The organism is Herbaspirillum sp. NPDC087042, from assembly GCF_044745245.1.
Lineage (GTDB): Bacteria > Pseudomonadota > Gammaproteobacteria > Burkholderiales > Burkholderiaceae_D > Herbaspirillum.
The window spans coordinates 43129-59845 of sequence record NZ_JBIUZW010000005.1 but is presented as its reverse complement, the minus strand read 5'-3'; the positions used below and the strand labels follow the sequence as shown (position 1 = coordinate 59845).

Here is a 16717-nt window from a genome sequence, read left to right as displayed (position 1 = left end):
CCGGCCTTGCGGCCAGCGCGGTGTACGCGCGCCCTACAGCAGGCCGTGCTGCTGCAATTTCTTGCGCAGCGTGTTGCGGTTGATGCCGAGGATCTCGGCGGCCTGGGACTGGTTGCCCTCGGCGCGCGCCATCACGGTCTCGAAGACCGGCTTTTCAACCGTCACCAGCACCATGTCGTAGACATTGGTGGGGAGCTGTTCACCGAGGTCCCGGAAATATTTTTCCAGGCTCTTCTTGACGACATCCTCAATACTTTCTTTGCTCATTGCTTTGCTGCTTCTGTTTTTATCGGCCTGACCACGTCACCGCGAGTGCGCTGTTTTCCCCTGTGCGCTCTTCTTGCGTGGCCATGCCGTGTTGTTGATCAAATTGCGCCGGGGCGCATCCGATTGCTGTCGTGCTGCCTTGCCGTCCTGCCGCCCTACCGTTCAGGCCGCCAGCGGCACTGCCTCGGCCAGGCCATACTGCAGCCGTTCGCCGTAGGCCGCCTGGTCGGCAAAGAATTGCCGGACCGCCTGCAGTTGCTGGCCGCAATCCTCGATGCGATTCATGCGGCGGCGGAAATCCTCGCCACCCGGCAGGTCGCGCACATACCAGCCGATATGCTTGCGCGCCGTGCGCACGCCCAGGTACTCACCATAGAACGCGTAGTGGGCTTGCAGGTGCTCGTCCATCAGGTGCTCGACCTCGGCCACCAGCGGTGCCGGCAGGTAAGTACCGGTGCGCAGGAAATGGTCGATCTCGCGGAAGATCCATGGCCGTCCCTGTGCGGCACGGCCGACCATGACGGCGTCAGCCCCGGTGAGGCGCAAGACCTCGCGTGCCTTGTCCGGGGAGGTGATGTCGCCATTGGCCACCACGGGAATGGTCACCGCGGCCTTGACCGCGGCGATGGTCTCGTACTCGGCGTCGCCGCTGTAGCCGTCGGCGCGGGTACGGCCGTGCAGCGTGAGCATGGCGATGCCGGCGGCCTGGGCACGGGCGGAGATCTTCAGGGCATTCTTGTTGGCACGGTCCCAGCCGGTGCGAAACTTCAGGGTCACCGGCACATCGACCGCCGCCACCACCGCATCGAGGATGCGCGCCACCAGGTCTTCGTCCTGCAACAGGGCCGAACCGCACCAGCTGTTGCAGACCTTCTTGACCGGGCAGCCCATGTTGATGTCGATGACCTGCGCGCCGCGCTCGACGTTGTACTTCGCGCAATCGGCCAGCATGACGGGATCGGCCCCGGCGATCTGCACCGCCTTGGGTTCCATCTCGCCATCATGGTTGGTGCGGCGCGAAGTCTTCTCGCTGTGCCACAGGCGCGGATCGGACGCGGCCATCTCGGAAACGGCATACCCCGCCCCCAGTTGCTTGCACAACTGGCGGAACGGACGGTCGGTCACACCCGCCATGGGGGCGACGAACACGTTGTTGCGCAGGGAATAAGGCCCAATGTTCACGACGTGGATCAGGGGGAGATTTGGGGAAGGGCGCTATTTTAGCGCGATTGCGGGACGCGCCCAACAAGAATCGGGCGCGGTTACATCTTTCGGGCTGATTATTTATTGGGCAGCATCAATTGTTGCGCATGACACAACAGATGCTGCCTGGAGGCAAGGAAATCCCCGCCAGCCTCAGCGATCCACCTCGTCCAGCGTCTCGCGATCGAGATGCCCAATCTCACCCCATGAGCGGATGCGCACCCGTTGGCCGTCCCATTGCAGGCGGTTCACGCTGGCATTGAAGATATCGAAGCTGCGCGGCTGGGTGAAATGACTGTCGCTGGCCCAGTGATGCAGGCACTCCAGCACGCCGCCGTGGGTGACGATGGCGACCTTGCGATACTTGCCCAAGGCCAACACCCGTTCCACCGCCTGCACCGAGCGCTCGTAGAATTCGCGCATGGTCTCGGCGATGCGCTCGCCGGCCGGATAGCGGGCGTCCGGTTCGCGCGCCTTCCAGACCCGGTAGGCCTCGGGATAGCGCGCTTCGATATCGACGTGACGCAGGCCCTCGAAGGCGCCATAGCAACGCTCGCGCAGGCCGGCATCGGTCTGCACCGCCAGCCCGGCCACCTCGGCCACGGCCTGGGCGGTGGCATGCGCCCGCTGCAGGTCGCTGGCGAAGATGGCGTCGATGCCCTCCCCCGCCAGCGCCTCGCCCAGCGCCCTGACCTGGCGCTGGCCAGCCTCGTTCAGGGGGATGTCGATGTGGCCTTGCAGGCGCTTGTCCACGTTCCAGTCGGTTTCGCCGTGGCGGATCAGGAGGATATCGGTCATGCGAAAAATCAGCTACGCGGTACGGCGTTGGGGTTGAGCGTATACAGGCCACTGATGGCGGCCTGCTCCAGGACGTGGTCGCGCAGCGCGGTCAGTACCACCGAGCCTTCCAGGTTGCCGGTGACCGGCAGCTGGTCCACGTCCAGCGCATAGAGGGTGAAGATATAGCGATGCACCAGCGCATCGTTCCACGGCGGGCAGGGGCCGTCGTAGCCGAAGTAGTCGCCGCGCATGTCGCCGTCGCCGGCGAACCAGCCGGTGTAGTCGTTGATGCCCTGGCGCGCGCCCGGCATCAGATCGCCCAGCACGGCCGGGCCGGGCTTGCCGCGCGCGGTCACGCCGTGGCTGAACTGGCCGGCCTTGATCTCCTTGACTGAGGCCGGGATATCGACCAGGGTCCAGTGATAGAAATCCACCCGGGGCAGATCCAGCGACACGGTCTTGCCTTCCTGGTTGACGTCGTCGCCACGCGAGGGCACGTCCGGATCATGCACCACCAGCGCCAGCGAGCGGGTGCCGGCGGGCAAGTCGCTCCAGGCGAAATGCGGATTGCGATTGCCCGACAATGCGACATGGGTCTTGGGATCGATCACCGCGAAAGCGAATTCACCGGGGATCTTGGCGCCGTCCTTGAAAGAATCGCTCCAGAATTTCATATCACCTCCTAAAGTAAGGCCACATTCAAAACGCTATTGCAAATCCAGTTGGGGACGCCCGGCCCTGCTTCAATGCCGGGTGCCTGTCGCCATGATCATCCTGACTCAACTTATACAACGGCAGCGGTGGCCTTGGGCTTGACCTGCAACCACAAGGTCACCGGACCGTCGTTGGTGAGCGACACCTTCATGTCGGCGCCGAAGCGACCGCTACCGACCTTGTCCACGCCATGCCGCGCGCGCGCCTGGTCGACGAAGCGCTCGAAGAGCGCAAGACCCAGCTCGGGAGCCGCCGCCGGCGTGAAGGACGGACGCGTACCCGAATTGGTATCTGCCGCCAGCGTGAACTGCGGGATCAGCAACAAGCCGCCTTGCACGTCGGCAACACTGCGATTCATCTTGCCGGCCTCGTCGGCAAAGACCCGGTAGGCCAGCAGTTTCTTCAACAAGGCATCGGCCTCGGCCTCGGTGTCATTGCGCTCGGCGCAGACCAATACCATCAGGCCGGTATCGATGGCGCCCAGCGTCTGGCCATCGACCACCACCGCGGCCTGGCTGACCCGCTGCAACAGGGCAATCATGCGCGGCCCTGCTTACGCCAGGGTGACGCGGGCGAACTTGCGCTTGCCCACCTGCACCACGCATTGACCGGCCTCGACCTTCAGGCCCTTGTCGCTGATGACGGTGCCGTCGATACGCACGCCACCCTGCTCGACCATGCGCAGCGCTTCCGAGGTGGAGGCGCACAGGTTGGCCTGCTTCAACAGCTGGCCGATGCCCAGTGGGGCGCCCGACAGCGAGACCTCGGGGATATCGTCCGGAATGCCGCCCTTGGAGCGGTTCACGAAGTCGGCCAGCGCATCCTCGGCAGCCTGCTGCGAGTGGAAGCGGGCCACGATCTCCTGGGCCAGGGCGACCTTGATGTCACGCGGGTTCTTGCCTGCCTCGACATCGGCCTTGAAGGCGGCGATCTCGGCGATGGAGCGGAACGACAGCAGGTCGTAGTAACGCCACATCATCACGTCGGAAATGCTCATCACCTTGGCGAACATGGTGTTGGCCGGTTCGGTGATGCCGATGTAGTTGCCCTTGGACTTGGACATCTTTTCCACGCCATCCAGGCCTTCCAAGAGCGGCATGGTCAGGATGCACTGCGGCTCCTGGCCGAAATCCTTCTGCAGCTCGCGGCCCACCAGCAGGTTGAACTTCTGGTCGGTACCGCCCAGTTCCAGGTCGGACTTCAGGGCCACCGAGTCGTAGCCCTGCATGAGCGGGTAGAGGAATTCGTGCACCGAGATGGGCGTGCCTTCCTTGAAGCGCTTGGTGAAGTCGTCGCGCTCCATCATGCGCGCGACCGTGTAGCGCGAGGCCAGCTGGATCATGCCGCGGCTGCCCAGGGCATCGCACCATTCGGAGTTGTAGCGGATCTCGGTACGGGCCGGATCCAGCACCAGGCTGGCCTGGGCGAAATAGGTCTTGGCGTTGATCTCGATCTGCTCGCGCGACAGCGGCGGACGGGTGGCGTTGCGGCCGGACGGGTCGCCGATCATGGAGGTGAAGTCGCCGATCAGGAAGATCACCTGGTGGCCCAGGTTCTGCAGCTGGCGCATCTTGTTCAACACCACCGTGTGGCCCAGATGCAGGTCAGGGGCGGTCGGGTCCAGTCCCAGCTTGATGCGCAGCGGCTGGCCGCTTTTCTCGGCGCGCGCCAGCTTCTGCGCGAATTCGCTCTCGATGAGCAGCTCATCGACGCCGCGCTTGGCAATGGCCATTGCCTCCTGGACCTGGTCGGAGAGGGGCAGTTGGGAGGGGGCGTTCTGGGTGGACTGGTCTGCGTTCATCGATATAACTAAAAAATAGGCATTTGTAGGACAGGACCGCGAAATCGTGTTGCTATAATTCCGACTTTCGTTTTTTCTGCTGAGCGCCAGGACGCGGCCTCAGAAGCTCACCAGCAGGAAAATCCATTCATACCGTGCGAATGTTTCGCGGGCGCAACACGGCGGGGGGACAGGAAACGCCGAATTGCAGCAGCAACCGCCATCCGCCACGGGAAACGTCGATTTTAACGTATTCGTATTGCATGTTCCCACAAGATAAGCTCAAGCACGTCGCGTCCCAGTGCTTCACCGCGTTGCAGTCCTGCCACCACAAAGTCGCCGCTTCCTCGCCCAAGACCCGCATCGTCGGCGCCAGTGCCCTGTTCCTGGCGGCCTTCACCATTGGCGCCGCCGGTTTCGCACCGGCCGAGCCCGACATGAAGGATGCCCCGGTCAATCCGATCTCCAAGGACCTGGCCTTGCCGGACTTGCAACAGCAGATCAGCGCGCTGGAAGAAAATTCGCAGTATTACGTCAATGAAGAGAAGGTGCGCAGCGGCGACACCCTGGCCACCCTGCTCAACCGCCTGGGCGTGGATGACGACGAGGCGGCCAACTTCATCAAGTCCGACACCCTGGCCCGCTCGGTGATGCAATTGCGCGCCGGCAAGCGCGTGGTGGCACAGACCGACGACAATGGCGAACTGGTCAAGCTTTCGGCCACCCTCGATGACGGCAGCGACACACCGCGCAACCTGGTGATCTCGCGCCAGAATGGCAAGCTCACCGCCGACGCCCAGCCGGCCGTGCTGGAACGTCGCGTGGAAATGCGCGCCGGCACCATCTTCTCCTCGCTCTTCGCGGCCACCGATGCGGCCCAGATCCCCGATGGCGTAGCCCTGCAGCTGGTGGACATGTTCGCCACCAACATCAACTTCGCCGCCGACCTGCGCCGTGGTGACCGCTTCAACGTGGTCTACGAGACCTTCTGGCAGAACGGCGATCTGGTGCGCACCGGTCGCGTGCTGGCGGGCGAGTTCGACAACGCCGGCAACCGCTACCAGGCGGTGTGGTTCAGCGATCCGGCCAGCAAAGCCGGCGGTGGCGGCTACTACGCCTTCGACGGCAAGTCGCTCAAGAAGGCCTTCCTGAAGTCGCCGCTGGCCTTCACCCGGATCTCCTCCGGCTTCTCGATGCGCCTGCACCCCATCCTGGGCAAGTGGAAGCAGCATACCGGCGTAGACTTCGCGGCACCGACCGGCACGCCCATCCATGCCGCCGCCGATGGCGTGGTCGACTTCGTCGGCCAGCAGAACGGCTACGGCAACATCGTCGTCATCAAGCACTGGAGCGGTTATTCCACCGCCTATGGCCACATGAGCCGCTTTGCGCCCAACATCAAGAAGGGCATGAAGGTCGGCCAGAATGACGTGATCGGTTTCGTCGGCATGACCGGCTGGGCCACCGGCCCGCACCTGCACTACGAGTTCCGCGTCAATAACCAGCCGCGCAATCCGCTGTCGGTCGATGTGCCCAACAACCAGGCCCTCACCGGCCCGCAAATGCAGCGCTTCCGCACCGTGGCCGACGACATGCAGCACCGCATGGCGATGCTGCGTGTGCCGGGCGCGGCCGATGTGAAGCTGGCCGCCAGGTAATTCCTGGTCCGCACAAGTCCGGGGGCGGTCGCTGTAGAATCAGCGACCGCCCTTTTTGTTTCCAGGCCCCGCCATGACTGCACACACCCCTCTCTATATCGGCCTGATGTCAGGCACCAGCCTCGATGGCGTCGATGGCGTCCTGGCCGCATTCGACGGCCAGGCCATCTCGGCCACGCTGGCCGCCGCCTACGTCCCCTTCCCAGAGCACCTGCGCGCTGACCTGATGGCCCTGCAGGCCGCCGGCCCCAACGAGATCGAGCGCGAGGCCATGGCCGCCAATGCACTGGCCGTGCACTACGCCGACTGCGTGGCGCAATTGCTGCTGCAGACAGGCAAGCACGCCGCCGACATCCGCATGGTGGGCGTGCATGGACAGACCATCCGGCACCGTCCCGAACTGGGCTTTACCCGGCAGACCAACAACCCGGCGCTGCTGGCCGAATTGAGCGGCATCGATGTGGTGGCCGACTTCCGCAGCCGCGACGTGGCCGCCGGTGGCCAGGGCGCACCGCTGGTGCCGGCCTTCCACCGCGCCATCTTTGGCGATCCGACGCAATCGCGGGTGGTGGTCAATATCGGCGGCATCGCCAATGTCAGCATCCTGCCCGCTGGCGAGGAAGGTGCCTATGGCTTCGATACCGGCCCCGGCAATGCGCTCATGGATGGCTGGATCCATCTGCATCAGCAGCGCAGCTATGACGCCAACGGTGACTGGGGCGCCTCGGGCCAGGTCCATACGGGACTGCTGGCGCAGTTGCGCGACGAGGCCTTCTTCCGGCTGGCGCCGCCCAAGAGCTCGGGCCGCGACCTGTTCCACCTGGACTGGCTGGAAGCCGCGCTGCTGCGCACCGGCGAGCCGGTCGCCCCCGCCGATGTGCAGGCCACGCTGACCATGCTCACTGCCAGCACCATCGCCGACGCCATCGTCGGCCATGCCGCGGATGCGCGCCAGGTCTACGTCTGTGGTGGTGGTGCCGAGAATGCTTTCCTGATGGGCCTGTTACGCCAGCAATTGCAGGGGCGCGCCGAGGTGCAATCCACCGCGACCCTGGGCGTGGCGCCCCAGCATGTGGAGGCGCTGGCCTTCGCCTGGCTGGCACAGCGCTTCGACCTGCGCCTTCCCGGCAACCTGCCAGCGGTGACGGGAGCACGTGGTCCGCGCGTGCTGGGTGCGCTCTACCCGGCCTGACATGCTGGCCCCCCAATGACAAATCCCCGCCTGCGCGGGGATTTTTTCATGGGACTCTGCTCACGCGACTTTAGTCGCGCGAGAGCCTGCCGTTATCCAGCCGCACCCGGTCGCCCACCCGGAAGTCGGTGTTGTCTTCCTGGGCGAAGCTCTGCAGCGAACCATCGTCCATGCGCACGCGGATCTTGTAGGTCTGCTGCGCCTGGGCATTGTTGCGCTGGATCTGGTTGCCGGCATAGGCGCCGCCGGCCGCACCCGCCACGGTCGCCAGCACGCGTCCGGTGCCGCCGCCAATGGCACTGCCCACCAGACCGCCTGCCACGCCACCCACCACGGTACCGGCCACGCCATTGCTCTCCTTGTGCGTCACTTCGACGGCCTCGACCACGCCGCTGCCGGTATAGGACGATACCCGCTCGTAGTTCTGCGACTGCGGCGTAGCACCGGCCTGCGGCTGCGGACTGGCGCAGCCGATCAGCAGGATGGCGAAACTGGCACTGACGACGGCCAGCGAAATGTAGTGATGTCGGACGGACATGCTGTTCTCCTCTGCACAACGTGCGATGCACCCAGCCTGCCGCGCCATGCCAGCGCGCGATATCGGCCAAGCCCGGGAATGTGTGTCGGAAAAAGGGCGACGTCGTCGTCAGCAGACAGGTCGCCCCATGGATCTCGATGCAGGCAACGTGCCCGCTGCCATCAGTTCAGCCAGCCGCGCCGGCGGAAGTACCAGAACGGCGCGATGGCCGAGCCTATCATCATCACGATGGCCAGCGGATAGCCCACCGCCCAGTCCAGCTCGGGCATGATCTTGAAGTTCATGCCGTAGATGCTGGCGATCAGGGTCGGCGGCAGGAAGGCCACCGACGCCACCGAGAAGATCTTGATGATCTTGTTCTGGTTGATGTTGATGAAGCCGACCGTGGCATCCATCAGGAAGTTGATCTTGTCGAACAGGAAGGCGGTATGGCCATCCAGGGATTCGATGTCGCGCAGGATCTGGCGTGCATCCTCGAACTGCTCGGAGCTCAGCAGGCGCCCGCGCATCAGGAAGCTGACCGCGCGTCGGGTATCCATCATGTTGCGGCGGATGCGACCGTTCAGGTCTTCCTCGTGGGCGATGGTATTGAGCACTTCGGCGGCGGCCTGGTCGGAGAGGCTCTTCTTGAGCACGCTGGTGCTCACCGCTTCAAGCTTCTGGTAGATGCCTTCGAGCGCGTCGGCGGAATACTCGGCATCGGTCTCGTAGAGGTCCAGCAGCACGTCGCGATAGTCGCCGATGGAGCCGGGCCGCGAACGCGCGCGCATGCGCACCAGGCGAAACACCGGCAGGTCCTCGGCATGCACCGAGAAGAGGATGTTGCGGGCCAGGATGAAGGCCACCGTCATGGTCGAGGGCGACGCGTCATCACCTTCAAAGAGAAAATCGGTGCGCAGGTGCAAGTCGCCGTTCTCGGCCTCGAAGTAACGGGCCGAGGCTTCGATGTCGCTGAATTCATCTTCATCGGGCAAGGTCACGCCATAAATGCTCTTGACCCAGGCGCGCTCCTCGTCGTTCGGCTCGGTCAGGTCGACCCAGACCGGCGCGGCCTGTTCCAGGTCGGTGCGGCTGTCGATGTTGACCTGGCTGAGGCGGCCGTTTTGCAACACGAATACATTGATCATGGGCTCTCGCTGGCTCCGGACGCGATGGAAAGAGGGAAGATGCGGCTGCTGCACGGCGGGGCGGCGAGCAGGCGCGAAACGTGCGCAAGTGTACGTTCTCGCCTGGCCTCAGGCAAGCACGACACGGCGCCTGTGCAGCGCCGTGACACTGTCATACGCCGGTCATGCCGGGGACTTACTTGTGGGTCGGTGGCAGCGTGGCCGCGTTCATGCGGCGCAGGATCAGGCCAGTGCGCGCGGCCAGGTAGCCGGAGCCACGATTGCGGTCATAGTAGCGCGGGCGTGGCAGCATCACCGCCAGCCGCGCCGCCTGCTCCGCGCCCAGGCCGGCGGCCGGAATGCGGTAGTAGTGCTGGGCCGCGGCCTCGGCACCGAAGACGCCATTGCCCCACTCGACCACGTTGAGGTAGATCTCGAAGATGCGCTGCTTGTCCAGCACGAACTCCAGCATATAGGTGATCACGAACTCCTGGCCCTTGCGCAGGTAGCTGCGCTCGCCCGAGAGAAACAGGTTCTTGGCCAGCTGCTGGGTGATGGTGGAACCACCGGCCACCACCTTGCCTTTCTTCTCGTTCTTTTCGTAGGCCTTTTGCAGGGCATCCCAGTCGATGCCGTCATGCTCGGAGAAGTTGGAATCCTCGGAGGCGATGATGGCGCGCTTGAGATTGTTGGAGATGCGCGCATACGGCACCCAGCGGAATTGCAGCTGCGCATTGGGATCCTTCTCGCGCAGCAGTGACAGCTGTTGCCGCATGAAGCTGGTGGACTCGGGGTTATGGTCCTTCCACCACCAGATCTGCAGGAAGAAGTAGGCCTGCAACAGCAGCACCAGGGCGATGGGCAGGACGATGACCCAGAAGAGCAGCTTGCGTAAGGATTTCATGTGCCTGTTCTTGTTCTGTCGGCGCGTGGCTCACTGAGCCAGTTGCTGGCGCAGGCTGGCAAAGACCTCGGCGGTGGCCGGGCGCACCCCGCGCCACAGGTGGAAGGCTTCGGCGGCCTGTTCGACCAGCATGCCCAGGCCGTCACGCACCTTGGCGCCCTGCTGCTGGGCGCTCTGCATGAAGACGGTGGGCTGGCGGCCATACAGCATGTCGTAGGCCAGCGTCTGGTGGCCGTAGACCGACAGCGGCAACGGCGGCAGATCATCGGAGAGGCTGGCCGAGGTGGCATTGACGACGAGGTCGAAAACGCCATCGAGCTCGGCATAGGCGGCGCTGCGCACCGGGCCGTATTCGGAAAATTGCGCGGCAAGCTCGGCAGCGCGCGACTGGGTGCGGTTGACGATCACCAGTTCGGCCGGCTGCTGTTGCAGCAGCGGCAGCAGCGCGCCCCGCGAAGCGCCACCGGCGCCCAGCAGCAGGATGCGGCGTCCCGCCAGGGCCTGACCGGCGTTGACCGTGATATCGGTGACCAGGCCGGCGCCATCGGTGTTGTCGCCGAAGATCCTGCCGTCCTCGAACTTGAGCGTATTGACCGCACCGGCCAGGCGCGCACGCTCGGACAGTTGGTCGGCCAGGGCATGGGCTTCCAGCTTGAAGGGCAGCGTGACGTTGGCGCCGCGCCCACCGCGCCGCTGGAATACCTGCACCGCCACCTTGAATCCATGCAGCGGCGCCAGCAGGCGTTCATAACTCAGTACCTGGCCGGTCTGGGCGGCGAACTGCGCGTGGATCTCGGGAGATTTGCTGTGGGCGATGGGATTGCCGATGACGACGTATGCATCCATATTGATCCGCCTGTTCCGTTCTTGTCTGTGTCCGTTGGTTCGTTACCGGCTTGGCGCAGTAGCCTCAGCCGGCCCCCAGTTGCGCCTGCAGGCCCTGGTCGCGCGTGAAGCGGAAGCGCGTGATGATTTCCCACACGTCGTCCTTGCCGCTGGTGCGCATGTTCTCGGGGAAGCGCCCGAACGGCGCCGAGCGCCGCACGATGGCGACCGCCGCCTGGTCCAGCGCGGCATTGCCGGAACTGGACTTGACCACCACGCCGCCATCACGCTCGTAGATGGTGCCATCCTGGAAGACCGGAATGACCACCAGCAATTCGCCGTAGAGCTTCTTGCCGTCCCGGGTCGGGAAATTCAGGGTGCCGACCTTTTCGATCTTGTCCTGCAGCGTCTTGTAATACTGCGCGTAACCCACTTCCCGCGTGCTGGGCGTGATCTGGGTCTTCTTGGGGCGCTTGTTGTATTCCTCGATGTTCTTGGCGACCTCGGCTTCCATGCGCGCCATCGCACGCGCGGTCTCGATCATGTCGCGCGCATTGAGCTGCGGCGCCTCGGTCACCTTCTGCTGCTCGCTGCTGGTCACCTGCTGCTGCGACTGCTGCAGCTGGGCCAGCATTTTGCGCTGCTGTTGCTCCAGCTCGGCCACGCGGCGCTGGGTGGCCTTGACGCTGTCGCCATTGTCCAGCCGCTTCATGTCCGGCAGTGGCGACTTGGCGCGGCCCTGGTCGGCATTGCCGCCGCCATCCAGGTTGGCCTGCGCCAGGGCCTCGGCGTTGACCGGCTTCCTGTCGTGCTTGGCGTTGACCAGGATGACTTCCAGTTCCGGATCGGAAGGCTTGAGGCGGAAGGCATCGGGCGCGGCGAAATGCACGGCGAGCAGTACGCCATGCACCAGCAGCGAAATACCGAGCGCCACGCTCAGCAGACGATGTTGGGCAAACAGATTCACAGCAGGCAAGGAAGGACGGGCAAGTTCAAAGCGCCAATTCTACGCCAGGCCTGCCTCATTGGGCCGCTTCGGCCGACGGGTTTTCACCGGCAGCGTCGGCGGGTGTTGCATCGCCAGCCTCGTCGTCGGCAACGTCGGCAGCTTCAGCCGCCTCGGCCGCATCGGCGCCCTCGGCCTGCTCGCCCAGGGCGGCCATGCCTTCGAGCAACTCCTCGTCTTCCTCACCCAGATCGCTGGCCATGGCCTGGGCCGCTGCCGCCGGCACTTCCAGCAGGCGCGCCTCGACGCTGAGATCGACCTCGTCCCAGCGCAGCAGGTCCAGCTTGACCTGCAGGCCGCGCGCCAGCTGCGGCAGACCGGGCATGCGCAACACCAGCGGGATGTCGACCAGGCGCAGGATCTCGTCCTTGAGCACCACCGCGTCCACGGCGCGGGCGTTTTCCTGGGCCAGCCAGCGCAGGCACCAGTAACGCTCCATGGTGGACTGGAAGTCGGCGTAGCCGGAATAGGCCGCATCGAAACCGGAGACGATGGCGAACAGGTCCGCATCGCGCGGCTTGAAGGGCGCCACCAGCGGCGCGGTCACGCCATGCTCGATGCAGGCCAGGATCTGCCACTGGTTGACCAGGTCGGTGTAGCGACGCAGCGGCGAGGTGCTCCAGGCATACTGGTCCACGCCCAGGCCCTGGTGGGGCGCGGCGTGGGTGACCATGCGTACCTGCATCTTGGCGGCCCAGCCGCCGGCACCGCCCCCCTGGGCGCGATAGATGCCGGGCACGCCGTGGTCGGCCATGAGCTTGCCCCAGGTGCTGTTGGCGAAGATCATCAGCTCGGCGACGATCTTGTCCAGCGGCGCGCCACGACGGCGGCGCACGATGCTGACCACGTCGTCCTCGACGTAGAAGTTGAAGTCGACACGGTTGTTCTGTTCCGGACGCAGGCCGAAGCTCTCGCGCTTGACCATGCGGCCCTGCTCCAGAACCTGCACCCATTGCCACAGCAGGGCAATCTCGTCCTTGTGCGCATACTCGCCCAGGTTCTGGGCCAGCGCCTCTTCGGTGACCAGCTCGTCCAGGTCGTTGTGGCGCAGGTTGCTGGCGATCGGCACCAGCTCGGCGCGGCTCTCGGTGGAGAGCACTTCCCAGTTGGACGGATCCAGCGTGGCGTACAGCGACAGCGCCGGACGGGCAGCACCGGCGTCCAGCGTATAGGTCGCCACCAGCTCGTCGGGCAGCATGGTGATCTTCTCACCCGGCATGTAGACGGTGGACATGCGCGCACGCGCGATCGCATCGATGGCGTCGCCGCGCTTGATGGCCAGGCCGGGCGCTGCGATGTGGATGCCCACGCGCAGCTTGCCGTCGGCCAGGCGCGTCACCGACAGCGCATCGTCGATTTCGGTGGTGGTGACGTCATCGATGGAGAAGGCTTGCACATCGGCCGTGGGCAGGTCGGTGACCGCCGTGGGAATGTCGATGGCGGCAAAGCCGGTGCCACGCGGGAAGAACTCGTAGAGGAAGCGCGCGTAGTGCAAGTCCTTGGGCGAGGCCACGCCACCAGCGGCCAGCATCAGGCGCTGCGGGGTGGTCTGCATTTCCTTGGCGGCGGCGTCCAGGGCCTTGTATTCGATGCCGTTCTTGTCGGGCTTGAAGAGCAGCTGCAGCGCGATCGGGCGGAAGGCCTCGGGCAGCTTGTGCGCCTTGAGTTCGTCCACATAGGCCGCTTGTGCCAGCAATTGCTGCTTCTTCTTTTCCACGCCTGCCAGGGCCGCCTGCAGCGAAGCTTGCGGGGCGGCCTTGTAGCGACCGCGGCCCTTCTTGTAGAAGTAGATCGGTGCGCTATGCAGGCGCAGCAGCAGGCCGGCCGCCTCGGGTGGCAGCGGCGCGTGGCCGAAGTATTCGGCGGCCAGATCGGCGAAGCCGAACTCTTCCTCGCCGGCCACTTCCCAGAGGAAATCCAGGTCGATCTCGTCAGAGATGGCCTGTGCCTGTTGCAGCAGTTCCTGCGGCGCGGGCGAGGCGAATTGCAGCAGCGCATCGCGCGACTTGACCTTGGCACGCTTGCCGGAGGCCATCTCGACCTGGAAGGACTCGCCCTGCTGGGTCATGATGGAGCCGGCCTTGAAATCGCCGGATTCTTCGAACAGTACATTCATCTGCTTCTATCGCTTCTCAATCTGGTGCATGGGCCGGGCCGCCGGGCGCATCAACGCCTCCAGGGCCGGCAGGAAAACATCGGTAACCATCAGTACGCCGCCGCGCCGGGTAAACAGGGAGCGGCGCGCATACAGGGAGGTCGGCAAATCAACGTCTGGCAGGGCTTGCGCAATGCGGCGCATCAGCGGATGGCCGGCTGCCAGGCGAGCATACTGGATGGGGCTGCGCCCCACCAGCGGATCAAAGAACAGGTTGGCCCCCAGTGGCGTGTTGCCCAGCTTGCTGAAGAACGGCCAGTCCGACTTGACCGAGCTGGTCGACAAGACAGTATGGCCGAACACTACCGGCCGGTCATCTCCAAACAGGATCACATCGCGCTCGACCACCCGGCTGCGCGCCGGCACGCCCAGGGCGACATGCTCGTCAGCCAGGATGCGGCCGGGACGCTGGCGCAGCAGGCTGACCGCGAACGACTGGGTACGCGCCTTGAGCTTGATGGTCATGGAGCCGGGATCGGCCAGCCAGGCGCGGGTGCGGCGCATCAGGTCGCCGTCGGCGGCCAGCATGGACGCCAGTGCCTGCGGGTGTGCCATCCAGTTGGCCCGCCCGGGTAGGTGCCGCATCAACCCGGCACCTTGCCCTGGGATGCCACGCCGCAAAAGGCCAGCACCTCGTCAAGGTAATCGGCAAACTCGGCGATGCCATGGTCGCTGCCCTGGATCACGGTCTGGTGTGCGCTCGGATAGTGCGCCACCATCTCGCGCCAGTCCAGCACTTCATCGCCCGTGGCTGCCAGCAGGAAATACCGCTCGGGCCGGCTGACGGCCGCGACCGTCAGGGCCTGCAGCTCGGCGATGTAGTCGCGCTTGAATTCGAAGGGCTCATCGGAGTGATATTGGGTGCTCACGCCGACATAGGATTCCAGGTCGCGCGGCGGCTTGACCGCCGGATTCAACAGTACCGCGCGGCAACCATGGCGCTCGGCCAGCCAGGTCGCATAGAAGCCCCCCAGGGACGAGCCGACCACGGTCAGCTGTGTCGCATCGACACCGGCGATGAGCGACTCGGCCAGCGCGATGGCACCGGCCGGCGAGGCCGGCAGTTGCGGACAGAGATACTGCCCCTGCAAACCCAGCTCGGCCATGCGCTGCCCCATCAGCCTCGCCTTGAAGGACTGCGGCGAGGAACGAAAGCCATGCAGGTACAGGATCATGCCAGCGCGTCCAGCAACTTCTGGTGGACGCCACCGAAGCCGCCATTGCTCATCACCAGTACATGGTCGCCGGGCCGGGCGGCGGCCTTGACCGCCTCGACCAGCGCGCCCAGGTCGTCGTAGGCCCCGGCCTTCTCGCCCAGCGGCGCCAGCGCCTCGCCCAGATCCCAGCCCAGGGCATCGCGACCGGCCTTGGCGCCATAACCGAACACCAGGTCGGCATCGACCAGGCTGCCCGGCAGGGCTTCCTTCATGGTGCCCAGCTTCATGGTGTTGGAGCGGGGTTCCAGCACGGCAAGGATACGCGCCGCGCCGACCTTCTTGCGCAGGCCGGCCACGGTGGTGGCAATCGCGGTGGGGTGATGGGCGAAGTCGTCATAGACGGCCACGCCGTTGGCGCTGCCGCGCAATTCCATGCGCCGCTTGACGCTCTGGAAAGCACCCAACGCCTCGATGGCCTGGGCCGCCGGCACCCCCACATGGCGCGCCGCGGCGATGGCCGCCAGGGCATTCATGCGATTGTGCTCGCCCGTGAGCTCCCACTGCACGGTGCCCTGCGGCTGGCCGTCGAAGAAGACATCGAAACGGCCATCTTCATGGGTCTGCAGCGACCAGCCGGCGCCTTCAGCCACGCCGAAATCCTCGCGCTCGCTCCAGCTGCCACGTGCCAGCACGCGTTGCAGGGCCGGCTCGCGGCCATTGACGATAAGCCGGCCGATGCCGGGCACGGTACGCACCAGGTGATGGAATTGCGTCTCGATGGCTGCCAGATCGGGGAAGATGTCGGCGTGATCGTATTCGAGATTGTTCAGCACCGCGGTGCGGGTGCGGTAGTGGACGAACTTGCTGCGCTTGTCGAAGAAGGCGGTGTCGTATTCATCGGCTTCGATGACGAAGAACGGCGAAGGCGCGCCATGGCCATCGCTGCCCAGCCGCGCCGAGATGCCGAAGTTCATCGGCACGCCGCCGATCAGGAAGCCCGGCTGGTAGCCAGCATGCTCCAGCACCCAGGCCAGCATGGCCGAGGTGGTGGTCTTGCCGTGGGTACCGGCGACCGACAGGACCCACTTGTCCTGCAGGATGTGCTCGCCCATCCATTGCGGGCCGGAAACATAGGGCAAGCCGCGGTTGAGGATCTCTTCCATCAGCGCATTGCCGCGCGAGACGACGTTGCCGATGACGAACAGGTCGGGCTTGAGGTCCACCTGGGACGGCTCGAACCCCTGGATCAGGGTGATGCCCTGGGCTTCGAGCTGGGTGCTCATCGGCGGATAGACGTTGGCGTCGCAGCCGGTGACTTCGTGGCCGGCTTGCTTGGCCAGCACGGCCAGGCCGCCCATGAAGGTGCCGCAGATGCCGAGAATATGAATATGCATAGCGAATCTTGGGGTGTAATCCCGGGATTTTACCTGAG

At 65.0% G+C, this 16717-nt stretch carries 17 protein-coding genes; 2 read left to right on the top strand and 15 right to left on the bottom strand.

The features are described from left to right. Window positions 1-33: 33 nt before the first annotated feature. The 6 genes from ACIPHN_RS08890 to tyrS form a co-directional block, all read right to left on the bottom strand. Window positions 34-267, bottom strand: coding sequence for a Fis family transcriptional regulator (locus ACIPHN_RS08890; protein WP_198983177.1), 234 nt, complete (start codon window positions 265-267; stop codon window positions 34-36). A 162-nt stretch (window positions 268-429) separates the two neighbouring features. Beyond that, window positions 430-1449, bottom strand: a complete 1020-nt coding sequence (dusB, locus tag ACIPHN_RS08885; RefSeq protein ID WP_400435328.1) for a tRNA dihydrouridine synthase DusB — start codon at window positions 1447-1449, stop codon at window positions 430-432. 174 nt (window positions 1450-1623) lie between these two features. Beyond that, complete coding sequence (locus ACIPHN_RS08880; RefSeq protein ID WP_400435326.1) at window positions 1624-2268, bottom strand: histidine phosphatase family protein; 645 nt, start codon at window positions 2266-2268, stop codon at window positions 1624-1626. An 8-nt stretch (window positions 2269-2276) separates the two neighbouring features. Next, on the bottom strand, window positions 2277-2924 hold the full coding sequence (locus tag ACIPHN_RS08875; RefSeq protein WP_400435324.1) for a YbhB/YbcL family Raf kinase inhibitor-like protein: 648 nt from the start codon (window positions 2922-2924) through the stop codon (window positions 2277-2279). A gap of 110 nt (window positions 2925-3034) precedes the next feature. Continuing rightward, window positions 3035-3505: a D-aminoacyl-tRNA deacylase gene (gene dtd, locus ACIPHN_RS08870; RefSeq protein ID WP_400435322.1), complete on the bottom strand. Its 471-nt coding sequence runs from the start codon at window positions 3503-3505 to the stop codon at window positions 3035-3037. Between the two features lie 12 nt (window positions 3506-3517). Next, window positions 3518-4765 carry a tyrosine--tRNA ligase gene (gene tyrS / locus ACIPHN_RS08865; protein ID WP_198985179.1) on the bottom strand — a complete coding sequence of 416 codons (1248 nt, stop codon included), beginning with the start codon at window positions 4763-4765 and terminating at the stop codon, window positions 3518-3520. Window positions 4766-5007: 242 nt separating this feature from the next. Here tyrS and ACIPHN_RS08860 point away from each other — a divergent pair, with 242 nt between their 5' ends. Both ACIPHN_RS08860 and ACIPHN_RS08855 read left to right on the top strand, forming a co-directional pair. Further along, window positions 5008-6402 carry a peptidoglycan DD-metalloendopeptidase family protein gene (locus tag ACIPHN_RS08860; RefSeq protein WP_400435319.1) on the top strand — a complete coding sequence of 465 codons (1395 nt, stop codon included), beginning with the start codon at window positions 5008-5010 and terminating at the stop codon, window positions 6400-6402. Window positions 6403-6475: 73 nt separating this feature from the next. Continuing rightward, window positions 6476-7594, top strand: coding sequence for an anhydro-N-acetylmuramic acid kinase (locus tag ACIPHN_RS08855; protein WP_400435317.1), 1119 nt, complete (start codon window positions 6476-6478; stop codon window positions 7592-7594). Between the two features lie 70 nt (window positions 7595-7664). On the opposite strand, the gene ACIPHN_RS08850 is transcribed toward ACIPHN_RS08855, so the two are convergent. From ACIPHN_RS08850 to mpl, 9 genes are all read right to left on the bottom strand, one after another. Continuing rightward, the gene (locus tag ACIPHN_RS08850) at window positions 7665-8132 is read right to left on the bottom strand and encodes a glycine zipper 2TM domain-containing protein (RefSeq protein WP_400435315.1); all 468 of its coding nucleotides are present in this window, start codon (window positions 8130-8132) and stop codon (window positions 7665-7667) included. Between the two features lie 161 nt (window positions 8133-8293). Continuing rightward, window positions 8294-9259 (bottom strand): magnesium/cobalt transporter CorA, encoded by a 966-nt coding sequence (gene corA, locus ACIPHN_RS08845; RefSeq protein WP_400435313.1) that lies wholly within the window; start codon window positions 9257-9259, stop codon window positions 8294-8296. Between the two features lie 175 nt (window positions 9260-9434). Next, window positions 9435-10142, bottom strand: coding sequence for a monofunctional biosynthetic peptidoglycan transglycosylase (mtgA, locus tag ACIPHN_RS08840; protein WP_400435311.1), 708 nt, complete (start codon window positions 10140-10142; stop codon window positions 9435-9437). Between the two features lie 30 nt (window positions 10143-10172). After that, the gene (gene aroE / locus ACIPHN_RS08835) at window positions 10173-10988 is read right to left on the bottom strand and encodes a shikimate dehydrogenase (protein WP_400435309.1); all 816 of its coding nucleotides are present in this window, start codon (window positions 10986-10988) and stop codon (window positions 10173-10175) included. Window positions 10989-11052: 64 nt separating this feature from the next. Further along, window positions 11053-11934, bottom strand: coding sequence for a TonB C-terminal domain-containing protein (locus tag ACIPHN_RS08830; protein ID WP_400435307.1), 882 nt, complete (start codon window positions 11932-11934; stop codon window positions 11053-11055). A gap of 55 nt (window positions 11935-11989) precedes the next feature. Beyond that, the gene (locus ACIPHN_RS08825) at window positions 11990-14089 is read right to left on the bottom strand and encodes a ribonuclease catalytic domain-containing protein (RefSeq protein WP_400435305.1); all 2100 of its coding nucleotides are present in this window, start codon (window positions 14087-14089) and stop codon (window positions 11990-11992) included. A gap of 6 nt (window positions 14090-14095) precedes the next feature. Further along, the gene (locus tag ACIPHN_RS08820) at window positions 14096-14713 is read right to left on the bottom strand and encodes a chorismate--pyruvate lyase family protein (RefSeq protein WP_400435303.1); all 618 of its coding nucleotides are present in this window, start codon (window positions 14711-14713) and stop codon (window positions 14096-14098) included. Further along, window positions 14713-15303, bottom strand: a complete 591-nt coding sequence (locus ACIPHN_RS08815) for a YqiA/YcfP family alpha/beta fold hydrolase (protein ID WP_400435301.1) — start codon at window positions 15301-15303, stop codon at window positions 14713-14715. Before ACIPHN_RS08815 ends, ACIPHN_RS08820 begins: the two co-directional genes overlap by 1 nt. Then, a complete protein-coding gene (mpl, locus tag ACIPHN_RS08810; protein ID WP_400435299.1) occupies window positions 15300-16679 on the bottom strand; it encodes a UDP-N-acetylmuramate:L-alanyl-gamma-D-glutamyl-meso-diaminopimelate ligase in 1380 nt (459 codons plus the stop codon). Before mpl ends, ACIPHN_RS08815 begins: the two co-directional genes overlap by 4 nt. Window positions 16680-16717 lie beyond the last annotated feature (38 nt).